Annotated in this window: 8 protein-coding genes; 4 read left to right on the forward strand and 4 right to left on the reverse strand. The window is 67.2% G+C overall.

Annotated features, from left to right (window positions below):
- The first annotated feature begins 27 nt into the window (after positions 1 to 27).
- Positions 28 to 1,851 (forward strand): glutamine--fructose-6-phosphate transaminase (isomerizing), encoded by a 1,824-nt coding sequence (gene glmS / locus sphst_RS06635; RefSeq protein ID WP_031395776.1) that lies wholly within the window; start codon positions 28 to 30, stop codon positions 1,849 to 1,851.
- A 12-nt stretch (positions 1,852 to 1,863) separates the two neighbouring features.
- On the opposite strand, the gene sphst_RS06640 is transcribed toward glmS, so the two are convergent.
- Positions 1,864 to 3,657 (reverse strand): putative bifunctional diguanylate cyclase/phosphodiesterase, encoded by a 1,794-nt coding sequence (locus sphst_RS06640; protein WP_051916594.1) that lies wholly within the window; start codon positions 3,655 to 3,657, stop codon positions 1,864 to 1,866.
- 147 nt (positions 3,658 to 3,804) lie between these two features.
- Here sphst_RS06640 and sphst_RS06645 point away from each other — a divergent pair, with 147 nt between their 5' ends.
- Together sphst_RS06645 and sphst_RS06650 are read left to right on the forward strand one after the other, a co-directional pair.
- On the forward strand, positions 3,805 to 4,731 hold the full coding sequence (locus sphst_RS06645; RefSeq protein WP_107045328.1) for an ROK family protein: 927 nt from the start codon (positions 3,805 to 3,807) through the stop codon (positions 4,729 to 4,731).
- Between the two features lie 88 nt (positions 4,732 to 4,819).
- Entirely contained in the window at positions 4,820 to 6,655 is a 1,836-nt protein-coding gene (locus sphst_RS06650; protein WP_107045329.1) for a putative bifunctional diguanylate cyclase/phosphodiesterase, read from the forward strand.
- Positions 6,656 to 6,682: 27 nt separating this feature from the next.
- Here sphst_RS06650 and dinB read toward each other — a convergent pair whose 3' ends face one another.
- Positions 6,683 to 7,771: a DNA polymerase IV gene (dinB, locus tag sphst_RS06655; protein ID WP_031395771.1), complete on the reverse strand. Its 1,089-nt coding sequence runs from the start codon at positions 7,769 to 7,771 to the stop codon at positions 6,683 to 6,685.
- 147 nt (positions 7,772 to 7,918) lie between these two features.
- Here dinB and sphst_RS06660 point away from each other — a divergent pair, with 147 nt between their 5' ends.
- Positions 7,919 to 9,313, forward strand: a complete 1,395-nt coding sequence (locus tag sphst_RS06660; protein ID WP_107045405.1) for a phospholipase D-like domain-containing protein — start codon at positions 7,919 to 7,921, stop codon at positions 9,311 to 9,313.
- A gap of 36 nt (positions 9,314 to 9,349) precedes the next feature.
- Here sphst_RS06660 and sphst_RS06665 read toward each other — a convergent pair whose 3' ends face one another.
- Entirely contained in the window at positions 9,350 to 11,029 is a 1,680-nt protein-coding gene (locus tag sphst_RS06665) for a formate--tetrahydrofolate ligase (protein WP_031395770.1), read from the reverse strand.
- Between the two features lie 4 nt (positions 11,030 to 11,033).
- Positions 11,034 to 11,888, reverse strand: a complete 855-nt coding sequence (locus sphst_RS06670; protein WP_031395769.1) for an ABC transporter permease — start codon at positions 11,886 to 11,888, stop codon at positions 11,034 to 11,036.
- Positions 11,889 to 11,892: the final 4 nt, after the last annotated feature.

Raw genomic sequence — 11,892 nt, forward strand, 5'->3', positions numbered from 1 at the left:
GCTCGACAAGACGAATGGATAGATAGCATGTGTGGCATCGTGGGAATCCTGAGCAATGACGCGGTTGCCGAGCGGTTGCTCGACGGTCTCAAGCGGCTCGAATATCGCGGCTATGATTCGGCCGGCATCGCGACCGATCATGACGGCGCGATCGAGCGCCGGCGCGCATCGGGCAAGCTGGTCAACCTGGCGAACGAGCTCGCCGCGCATCCGCTGCCCGGCAGGACCGGGATCGCGCACACGCGCTGGGCGACGCATGGCGGGCCTACCACCAACAACGCGCATCCACACGCGACCGGCGAGGTCGCGGTCGTCCACAACGGCATCATCGAGAATTTCAAACCGTTGCGCGACGAGCTGATCGCGCGTGGGCGGACCTTCACCAGCGAGACCGACACCGAAGTCGTCGCGCATCTGATCAGCGAGAAGGTCGAGGCCGGCAGCGATCCGATCTCGGCGGTGCGCGAGATCTTGCCGCGTCTGCACGGCGCGTTCGCGCTCGCCATCCTGTTCCGCCAGCATCCCGACCTGCTAATCGGCGCGCGGCTCGGCTCGCCTTTGGTCGTGGGCCACGGCGACGGCGAGATGTTCCTCGGGTCGGACGCGCTCGCGCTCGCGCCGCTGACTCAGCGTATCGCCTATCTCGACGAAGGCGACTGGGTCGTGCTGACGCGCGACGGCGCGCAGGTCTATGACCGCGACAACGCGCCCGTCGAGCGCGCGATCACGCTGTCGGGGATCACCGGCGAGGTGATCTCGAAGGGCAACCACAAGCATTACATGCTCAAGGAGATCTACGAGCAGCCGATCGTCGTCGCGCAGACGCTGCGTTCGTATCTGAAGCGGATGGAGGGCGAGGTCTCGCTGCCGATCCCCGAATTCGACCTGTCGACCATCAAGCGCGTCACGATCGTCGCCTGCGGCACGAGCTTTTACGCCGGCATGGTCGCCAAATACTGGTTCGAGCAGTTCGCGCGCGTCCCCGTCGACCTCGATGTCGCGTCCGAGTTCCGCTACCGCGCGCCGGTGATGGAAGAGGGTGGCCTCGCGCTGTTCATCTCGCAGTCGGGCGAGACCGCGGACACGCTAGCCGCGCTGCGCCATGCCAAGGCCGAAGGGCAGAAGATCGCGGTCGTCGTCAACGTGCCGACCAGCAGCATGGCGCGCGAGGCGGACCTGTTGCTGCCGACGCATGCCGGCCCCGAGATCGGGGTTGCCTCAACCAAGGCGTTCACCTGCCAGCTTGCGGTGCTTGCGGCGCTCGCGGCCAATCTGGCGCGCGCGAAGGGCCTGCTGACCCGTGAGCAGGAGCGCGAGATCGTCCGCCACCTCGCCGAGGCGCCCGCCGCGCTCAACGGTGCGCTGGCCTATGACGAGGCGATCGAGGCGATGGCGCACACCGTCGCCGGCGCGCGCGACGTGCTGTATCTCGGCCGGGGCACGGATTATCCGCTCGCGCTCGAGGGGGCGCTGAAGCTGAAGGAAATCAGCTATATCCATGCGGAGGGCTATGCCGCCGGCGAGATGAAGCACGGCCCGATCGCGCTGATCGACGAACATGTGCCGGTCATCGTCATCGCACCGTCGGGGCCGTTGTTCGACAAGACCGTCAGCAACATGCAGGAAGTGATGGCGCGCGGCGGCAAGGTCGTGCTGATCAGCGACTATGACGGCATCCAGGCGGCGGGCGAGGGCTGCATGGCGACGATCACCATGCCCAAGGTTCACCCGCTGATCGCGCCTCTGGTCTATGCGGTGCCGGTCCAGCTGCTCGCCTACCACGTCGCGGTGCTCAAGGGGACCGACGTCGATCAGCCGCGCAACCTGGCGAAATCTGTCACCGTCGAATAAGGGCGCCGCGGCTCAGGCCGCCTCGCGGTGGGGCAATGGCGGCATCCGGTCGTCGCCGTTGAACCGCGCGATCCATGGCAGGACGTCCTGCGCTTCGAGCGGGCGGGCGAAAACATAGCCCTGTGCCTCGTCGCACGCCATCCGCGTCAGCGTGTCGACGGCGCCGACGGACTCCACGCCCTCGGCCACCACGCGGAAGCCGAGCTTTTTCGACAGTGAGATCATCGTCGCGATCACCGTCCGGCTGCGGGCGTCGTCGGTGTCGAGCGGGTCGACGAACGACTTGTCGATCTTGACCACGCTCGCGGGCAGCGTCTGGAGATAGGCCAGGCTGCTGTGGCCGGTCCCGAAATCGTCGATTGCGACGCGGACCCCGGTCGCCGCCAGTGCCTCGAGCCTGGCGAGCGACTGCGCCGAATTCTCCATCATCGCGCTTTCGGTCACCTCGACCTCGAGCATGTCGGGCGCGACATTGTGCGCGTCGAGCGCCGCGGCGATTGCCGCGACGAGTCCGTCCTCGTCGAGATTGGTCGCCGAGATGTTGATCGACAGAGGCAGCGAGACGCCACACGCCTGCCACGCCGCCAGCTGACGCAGGGCGGTGTCGAGGACGAATGCGGTGGTCGGCTTGGCCAGCGTGGTCCGTTCGACGATCGGGATGAACTCCGCGGGCGATACGTCGCCCAGCGTCGGGTCGTTCCAGCGCAGCAACGCTTCCGCCCCGACGCAGCGACGTGATCCGAGGTCGATCCGCGGCTGATAGACCAGGCGGAGCGACGCGCCGTCCTCCAGCGCGGTGCCGAACGCGCTGAGCAACACGATATTGCGCCGGTATTCGGAATCGTTTGACGTCGCATAGACGCTGATCAGGCTGTCCTTGGCCTGCGCATCCTGTGCGGCGCTGTGGGCAGCGCGCAGGATTTCCTGTGACCGGATCGCGCCCAGCGTCACGGGGACGATCCCTGCCGCCATCGTCGTCACGAACCGCGCGATCGAGCCCGCAGTACTGACCGCGAGCCCGGCGCTCACCACGTCAAGATAGCCGGGCATCGTTGCGCCGGGTAACGACAGGAACGCAAACTGGGTCGCGGCAACGTGATAGAGCGTGCGCGCAGACCCCAGTTGCTCGCGCAAGGTACGCGCTGATTCCTTGACCAGCGTTTCGATATAGCCGGCGCCCATCACCCGGATCAGCGCATTCAGCTGGTCGGCGCGCGCGAGGTCGAGCAGCACGACGAAGCGCTGCTCGCCGGGCGTGTCACGCGCGAGATCGTCGAGATCTTCCAGAAACCGGAAGCGGTTGGGTAGCGCGCTGACCGGATCGACCCGCCCGACCGCATGCTGGAGGTCGATCTGTGCCATGACCATCGCCGCAAGGTCGGTCAGCGCGGCAAGCTCCTCGGGCGAGGCGGTTCGGGGTTCGGCGCCCAGCACGCAGAGCGACCCGAGCCCATGGCCCTCCCGCGTGATCAGCGGCGCACCCGCATAGAAACGGATGCCGGACTGCGCGAGCGGGCTGTTGGCATAGAAGCCGTCGGCGGCGAGGTCGGGTATCACCAGACCCTGCGTCGTCTCGGCGACCTCCGCGCACGGGGCCTTGGCCCGCGCGATGTGGTCGTGCGTGATCCCGACGCGCGATTTGAACCATTGCCGGTCAGTATCGGTCAGCGAGATTGCGGCGATCGGCAGCCCAAAGATTTGGCCCGCCATCCGGGTGATGCGATCGAAGCTTTCGCTGGCGCTGGTGTCAAGCAGGCGCAATTGGCGCAATGCATCAAGCCGTGCCGCCTCTTCATACGCCCGCATTTGTCTGCTCCAGTCGCCAGCATTATGCGCAACGAGTCGACTTGCGCGATAGACTTATGTTGTTAACATGGAGTAAATTACAGCAACTTGACGGATCTGCCCCGCCGGACGAATTGCTGCAGCCAAAGCATTGGTTTGGGGACAGGGATGAGCGAAATACCATTGGTGGCCGGGATCGAACTTGGCGGAACCAAGTGCATCTGTATCCTGGCGCGAGGGCCCGATGCGATCGAGGAAATCGTACGAATTCCGACAACTCGCCCCGATGAGACGCTTGCCGCGATCGAAGCCGTGCTCGACCGCTGGACCGGTTTCGTCGCCATCGGGATCGCAAGCTTCGGCCCCGTCGGGATCGACCGGCGCGGTGGTGACTACGGCCATATCACCTCGACGCCCAAGCCCGGTTGGGCGGGGACCGACGTCGCCGGGCGCCTGCAGCGTCGCTATGCGGTACCGACCGGCTTCCATACCGACGTCGTCGGCGCGGCGCTGGCCGAGGCGCGCTGGGGTGCGGCGCAGGGCCTGGCGGATATCGCCTATGTGACAGTCGGCACCGGGGTCGGCGCAGGGCTGATCGCGGGGCATCGACCGGTCGACGGCCTGATGCATTCGGAACTCGGGCATATCCGGCCGGTCCGAACGCCGGGCGACGACTGGATCGGCACTTGCCCGTTTCACGGCGCCTGCCTCGAGGGGCTTGTATCGGGGCCGGCGATCGCCGCGCGGCTCGGCCATCCCGCCGATGAGGCCCCCGCCGATCATCCGGTCTGGACGGGCGTTGCGGAGGCGCTTGGCCAGTTGTGCCACACGCTCGTGCTCACCGGCATTCCGCGCAGGATCGTCATCGGTGGCGGCGTGATGGGCGCCGGTCACCTGTTTCCGCGGGTCCGTGCCGCGCTGACGCGCAGTCTCGGGGGGTATATCGCATTGCCCGAGCCGACGCTGGTCGATACGTTCGTCGTACCGCCGGCACTCGGCGGCAATGCCGGCCCGCTCGGCGCGATTATCCTTGGTGGCCAAGCGCTTGGTGACTCGGTCGGAGGGTCGGGAAGCTCGGCCTTCATGTCATATTAATTACAGATGCCTACCCACCGGGCCGCGCGATAGGGCCTGGAAAACCGCTTATACGGGCGGGGTCAGGTATCGCGAGGAACGGTGTCCGATGCGTATTCTGATTGTCGACGACGAACCCGGAGTTCATGACGACTACGCCCGTGCGATACTCGGGACGGAACCGGCGGCGGCTGACCCGCAGGCCGACGCGTTTTCGATAACCTCCGTCGGGACCGGCGTCGACGCGATCGACGCGGTCGAATCCGCCATCGCCGAGACCGCGCCGTTCGCGGTCGCCTTCCTCGATCTGCAGATGGCGTCGGGGCTCGACGTCTGCGAGACCGCGCGCCGGATCCGTGAACTGGACCCCGACATCAATTTCGTGATCGTCACCGCACTCGACGGTGCCTCGCTCGCCGGGATCGCCAAGGTGGCCGGGCCGGTCGACAAGGTCTTCCATATCGCCAAGCCGTTCGCCGGCGCCGAGCTGCGCCAGACCGCGCTGGCACTGACGCAGCGCTGGCAGTTCGACCATGACTGCAACGCGGTGCGTGCAGCGCTCGTGCGGCAGGTGGCGCAGCTCGAGGTCCGGGCGGCCGAGCTGGCGGCCAATGAAAGCCGTGCGATCCATCTGGCGACGCACGACTCGCTGACCGACGCGCCCAACCGGCTGGCGTTCCTCCGCGCACTTGCCGAACGCACCCGCGCGGACGGATGGTTCGCGACGGTGATGATCGATCTCGACCGGTTCAAGCTGGTCAACGACACGCTGGGGCATCTTGCCGGCGACGCGCTGATCCGCGAGATCTGCGCGATCCTCGGCCGGTCCTCGCCCGACGGCGCGCTGGTCGCGCGGCTCGGCGGCGACGAATTCGGCGTGTTGTTCAGCACTGCGGACGAGACCAGCGCCTTGCTCGCCTGCGAACGGATGATCGCGGCCTGTTCGGTCAGCCTCCAGGTCTTCGGAAGCTCCGTTCAGGGCGGCGCCTCGGCCGGGCTGGTCGTGACGCATGGCGGGCAGGGCAGCGACCCGGTCGACGTCATGCGGCGGGCCGACCTCGCGCTCAACGACGCCAAACGGAGCGGCCGGCGCATGGCGCGCGTGTTCGACGAGAGCATGGACGAGGATATCCGCTTTCGCCGGCGGGTCGAAAGCGGGCTTGGCGAAGCGATCGCGAACAACGAACTCAGCCTGGTGTTCCAGCCGATCGTGTCGCGCGAATCGATCGAGGTGGTCGGGTTCGAGGCGTTGCTGCGCTGGAACACGATGGCTTACGGCCCGATCAGCCCGGGCCTGTTCATGCCGATCGCGGAGGAATCGAACCTCATCCACGATCTGGGCGACTGGGTGCTGCGCAATGCGCTCGCGGTCCTGACGCAGTGGCCGGGTCAGTATGTCTCGGTCAATTTCAGCCCGCGACAGTTCCGGCGCCACCATTTCGTCGACTATGTCGGCGAGAGCGTCCGCCGTGCCGGGGTCGATCCCAGCCGGTTGCAGATCGAGATCACCGAGACCGCGATCTTCGACGATGCCGAGCGCGCGGCGGAGACGCTGGGCGCACTGCGCCGCATGGGGTTCCGCATCGCGCTCGACGATTTCGGGACGGGCTATTCGAGCCTGCACAACATCCGCACCTTCGCGCTCGACTGCCTGAAGATCGACCGCAGCTTCATCGAGGGGATGGGCCGCGAGCGCGAAAGCGCGGCGATCGTCCATTCGATCATCAGTCTGGGCCGCGCACTCGGCATCGGGGTCATCGCCGAGGGCGTCGAGACCGAGGCGCAGGTCCAGGCCTTGCGCCTGGCGGGGGCCAGCCATCTCCAGGGCTTCTTCTTCTCGCACCCGGTGCCTGCTGCGATCGCCCGGACCATGGCGGAAGCACGCGGTCTCGGCGGGGATCCCGCCGCTGCGCCCCGCGTCATGGCACCCCCGCAGGGCGTCTGATCCCACACCCGCGAAGCGAGCGGTGGGTCAGAGCAGGACGGGCTGTGCGTCGTCCGGCTCGTCACCGACCAGCCCCGACAGCGTCAGGCCGAGCAGCCGGACGCCCTGCGGGACCGGAAGCTGTGCCATCAGCAGGTCCAGTCCGGCGGCGACGAACGCAGCCTTGTCGACCACCGCGGCGCTCGACGAGCGGGCACGCGTGATCGTCCGGAAATCGGCATGGCGCAATTTCAGCGTCACCGTCCGCCCGCGCGTGTCGTGCCGTTCGATCCGCACCCACGCCGCATCGGCGACGCGGTGCAACGCCTCGCGCAGCGCTGCCGGATCGCTCAGATTGGTCTCGAACGTCCGCTCCGCACCGACCGACTTGGCGGCACGGTTGACGCGCACCGGGCGGTGATCGATCCCGCGTGCTGCCCCGTAAAGATAGTCCGCATAGCTGCCGAAATGCGCCTGGAGGAACGCCAGCGGGCGTTCGAGCAGATCCGCGCCGGTCAGGATGCCGAGCTGTTCCATGCGCTTGGCGGTGACCGGGCCGACGCCGTGGAACCGCTTGACCGGCAATGACGCGACGAACGCGGCCCCCCGTTTCGGCGTGATGACGCAGATCCCGTCGGGCTTGTTCTGGTCCGACGCCAGCTTGGCGATGAACTTGTTGTAGCTGACCCCGGCAGAGGCTGTCAGCCCGGTATCGGCCTTGATCCGCGCACGGATCTCCTCGGCGATCGCCTGCGCCGATCCGACCCCGCGGATATCGGCGGTGACGTCCAGATACGCCTCGTCGAGCGACAGCGGTTCGACGAGCGGGGTGAAATGCGCAAAAATCGCGCGGATCTGATCGGACACCGCACGGTACACGTCGAAGCGCGGCGGCACGAAGACGAGGTCGGGGCAGCGCCTGAGCGCGGTGACCGATGGCATCGCGCTGTGCACCCCGAAGGTCCGCGCCTCATAGCTGGCGGCGGCGACCACCCCGCGCGCACGTGAACCACCCACCGCGACCGGCCGGCCCTTCAACGTGGGGTCGTCGCGCTGTTCGACCGAGGCATAGAAGGCGTCCATGTCGACATGGATGATCTTGCGCTGCACCGGCGGCGGGGTAGGAGAAGCGGCCATCTGCACCGCAGATAGGTTCTGACGATGCGCGGAAACAGAGCGTCGTTACGGCGTTGAACGAATTCGGCCGGGCGCAAGCGGCGACGACAAGGGGACCTGGACGTGCGGATCGGAACCGAATGCTGGCGTATCGAACGCGCGGACCAGATGTCCGTGATCGTCGATGCGGAGGAATATTTCCGTCAGGCGCGCGTCGCCATGCTCAATGCCAAGCGGCGGATCATGCTGATCGGCTGGGATTTCGATGCGCGGATCCAGCTCGAACCCGGGGTCGATCGCCCCGGCGAACCGCCGACGCTCGGTGCGTTCATCCTGTGGCTGGTCGAACGCCAGCCCGAACTCGAGATCTTCCTGCTCCGCTGGGATACTGGTGCGATCAAGTCGCTTTTCCGCGGCTCGACGCTATTCACGATGATGAAGTGGATGCGGCATCCGCGCATCCATACCAAGCTCGATGGTCATCATCCGACCGCGGGGTCGCATCATCAGAAGATCGTCATCATCGACGACTGCCTCGCCTTTTGCGGCGGGATCGACATGACTGGCGACCGCTGGGACACGCGCGAGCATCGCCATGACGATGCGCGACGGCGGCGCCCTTCGGGCCGTCCCTACAAGCCGTGGCACGACGCGATCAGCGCGGTCGCAGGCCCCGTCGCGACCGCACTGGGCCAGCTGTTCCGCGACCGCTGGGTGCTGGCAGGCGGCGTGCCGATCGCCGAGGCGAACCCGGGCGCGGCGTGCTGGCCCGAGGAGCTCGGCGTGCATTTCCGCGATGTCGACGTCGCGATCGCGCGGACCGAGCCCGAGATGGACGACCAGGTCCCGGTGCATGAGAGCGAGGCGTTGTTCCTCGCGCAGATCGCGGGTGCCAAGCGGCATCTCTATATCGAGAGCCAGTATTTCGCGTCGCGCAAGATCGCCGAGGCGGTCGCGCGGCGGCTCGACGAGGCGGACGGGCCCGAGATCGTGATCATCAACCCGGTGACTGCGCAAGGGTGGCTCGAGCCGATCGCGATGGACACCGCGCGCGCGCGCCTCATGACCGCGCTGGCGCACCGCGACGTCCACAAGCGGCTGCGCATGTATCATCCCTACACCAGCGGCGGGGAGGCGATCTATTGCCATGCCAAGATCCTGATCGCGGACGACCAGATCTTCCGGCTCGGGTCGTCGAACATGAACAACCGTTCGCTGCGGCTCGACACCGAATGCGACCTCGCGATCCGCGCGCATGACGAGGCGACGAGCACGGGGATCACCGCGATCCGCAACGACCTGATCGCCGAGCATCTGGCGGTCGATGTCGAGGTGGTGACCACGATGATCGCCGAGACCGGGTCGCTGATCGAGACGATCGAGCGGCTGCGCGGGCAGGGCAAGTCACTGCGCGCCTATGAGGCGCCCGATCTGACCGCGGTCGAGGAATGGCTGGCGGACAATGAGGTGCTCGATCCCGAGGGGCCCGAGGAGATGTTCGAGAGCTTCGCGAAGCGCGGCCTGTTCCGCCGCCTCCGCCACCGCCGCCCGAAGAAGAAGTGAGCGATCCTCCCCCGCTAGGGGGAGGATCAGATTAGATTAGAACAGCCCTTCGATCAGCCCATCCGCATCGAGCCGGATCGCTTCGGCTGCGGGAACGCGCGGGAGGCCAGGCATCGTCATGATCTCGCCGCAGATCGCGACGACGAAGCCCGCGCCCGCCGCCAGCCGAACCTCGCGCACCGGCACGATATGCCCGGTCGGCGCGCCGAGCAGCGCGGGGTCGCTCGAGAAGCTGTACTGCGTCTTGGCAAGGCAGACGGGCAGGTGGCCATAGCCGGCATCCTCCCAGCGCTTGAGCTGCGCCAGCACGCTGGGCTCAGCGACCGCATGTTCGGCGCGGTAGATGCGCCGGGCAACCGTGTCGATCTTGTCGAACAGCGACAGCTCGTCGCCATAAAGCGGCGCGAAATTCGCGGCATGCGTGTCGCACAGCTCGGCCACCGCGTCGGCGAGCTTGGTTGCCCCCGCGCCGCCCTCGGCCCAGTGGCGGCACAGGATCGCGCGGGCGCCGTGCGCGCTCGCCGCCTCGTGCACGACCGCGATCTCGGCCTCGCTGTCGGTGTAAAAATGGTTGATCGCGACGACCGCGGGAACGCCGAACTGGCGGATATTCTCGATATGGCGGACGAGATTGACCGCGCCGCGGCGGACCGCCTCGACGTCCTCCGCGCCGAGATCGGCCTTGGCGACCCCACCGTTCATCTTGAGCGCGCGGACCGTCGCGACGATCACCACCGCATCGGGGGACAGCCCCGCCTGGCGGCATTTGATGTCGAAGAACTTCTCCGCGCCCAGATCCGCGCCGAAGCCCGCCTCGGTCACGACATAGTCGCCCAGCGCCAGCGCCGCGCGCGTCGCGATCACCGAGTTGCAGCCATGCGCGATATTGGCGAACGGCCCGCCGTGCAGGAAGGCGGGGTTGCCCTCGAGCGTCTGGACGAGGTTCGGCTTGATCGCCTCCGCCAGCAGGACCGCCATCGCGCCGTCCGCCTTCAGGTCGCGCGCGGTGACGGGGGTGCGGTCGCGCGTATAGGCGACGACGATGTCACCCAGCCGCCGCTCCATGTCCGCGAGATTCTCGCTGAGGCACAGGATCGCCATGACCTCGGACGCGACGGTGATGTCGAACCCCGATTCGCGCGGATAGCCATTGGCGACCCCGCCGATCGACTGGACGATGTCGCGCAGCGCACGGTCGTTCATGTCGAGCACGCGGCGCCACACCACGCGCCGCACGTCGATCTGCAGCGCGTTGCCCCAATGGATATGATTGTCGATCATTGCCGCGAGCAAATTGTGCGCCGCGGTGATCGCGTGGAAATCGCCGGTGAAGTGGAGGTTGATGTCCTCCATCGGCGCGACCTGTGCCCGCCCGCCGCCGGTCGCGCCGCCTTTGGTGCCGAAGCACGGCCCGAGCGACGGTTCGCGCAGCGCCAGCACCGTCTTGCGCCCCGTCAGGTTCAGCGCATCGGCCAGCCCGACCGAGGTCGTCGTCTTGCCCTCGCCCGCGGGCGTCGGATTGATCGCGGTGACGAGCACCAGCCGGCCACGCCGCGCCCCCTCGCGGCGGCCATGCGCCTCGAGCCAGTCGAGTGCGACCTTGGCCTTGAACCGGCCGTAGGGCTCGACCGCGTCGTCGGGAATGCCGAGCGCGTCGGCGACCCGCGCGATGGGGCGCAGCGCGACGCTGCGGGCGATGGCAATGTCGGTTGTCATGGGGCTAGTTCTTCAGTTTCCAGCCGCTCTTCAGCAGCATGTAGCACAGGGTGGCGAGCGCGACGTCGATCGCCAGGATGACGAGGCCGCCGACGATCACCGGCGAATCGGCGACGCCCAGAAAGCCGTAGCGAAAGCCCGAGATGATGTAGAAGAACGGATTGACGTGGCTGAACGCACGGAACGCGGGCGCCAGCGTGTCGACCGAATAGAAGGTGCCCGACAGCAGCGACAGCGGCGCGACGACGAAGTTGGTGACCGCGGCGGCATGGTCGAACTTGTCCGCCCAGATCGACGTCAGCACGCCGAGCAGCGCGAGGAAGGTCGCGCCGAGCAGCCCGAACCACAGGATTGCGAGCGGCACATGCGGCGTGACGTGCACGCCCGGATACAGCGCCATCGCCGCCCAGACGACGCAGCCGACCAGCACCGCGCGCGTCACCGCACCGCCAACCAGCGCGGCGAGCAGCTCGGCGGTCGACAGTGGTGGCTGAAGATAGTCGACGATCGTGCCCTGCATCTTGCCGACCAGCAGCGAGAAGCTCGCATTGGCGAAGGCGGGGCCCATCATGCCCTGGCTGATGATCAGCCCGGGGGCGATGAAATCGGCGAACATCACGGTCTCGCCGCCGACCAGCACGGGGCGTTTGGCGCCCGTCGCGATGGTGAAAACGATCAGGAACAGCAATGTCGTCATCGCCGGCGCCCACACCGTCTGCAGCTGGACCTTGAAGAACCGGCGCACCTCCTTGATATAGAGGGTACGAAGTCCCTCCCAGTTCACGTTGCGAATGACGGGAACGCCGGGGGCGGATTGCACCGCCGACTGGATTTCACCGATTGGGGGCTGGCTGCTCATGGGG

This window comes from Sphingomonas sp. STIS6.2 (assembly GCF_000732685.2).
GTDB classification, from domain to species: domain Bacteria; phylum Pseudomonadota; class Alphaproteobacteria; order Sphingomonadales; family Sphingomonadaceae; genus Sphingomonas; species Sphingomonas aerolata.

Coding starts and splice junctions, on each gene's coding strand:
- glmS (WP_031395776.1), top strand. CDS start 28: ATGTGTGGCATCGTGGGAATCCTGAGCAATGACGCGGTTGCCGAGCGG.
- sphst_RS06640 (WP_051916594.1), bottom strand. CDS start 3,657: ATGCGGGCGTATGAAGAGGCGGCACGGCTTGATGCATTGCGCCAATTG.
- sphst_RS06645 (WP_107045328.1), top strand. CDS start 3,805: ATGAGCGAAATACCATTGGTGGCCGGGATCGAACTTGGCGGAACCAAG.
- sphst_RS06650 (WP_107045329.1), top strand. CDS start 4,820: ATGCGTATTCTGATTGTCGACGACGAACCCGGAGTTCATGACGACTAC.
- dinB (WP_031395771.1), bottom strand. CDS start 7,771: ATGGCCGCTTCTCCTACCCCGCCGCCGGTGCAGCGCAAGATCATCCAT.
- sphst_RS06660 (WP_107045405.1), top strand. CDS start 7,919: ATGTCCGTGATCGTCGATGCGGAGGAATATTTCCGTCAGGCGCGCGTC.
- sphst_RS06665 (WP_031395770.1), bottom strand. CDS start 11,029: ATGACAACCGACATTGCCATCGCCCGCAGCGTCGCGCTGCGCCCCATC.
- sphst_RS06670 (WP_031395769.1), bottom strand. CDS start 11,888: ATGAGCAGCCAGCCCCCAATCGGTGAAATCCAGTCGGCGGTGCAATCC.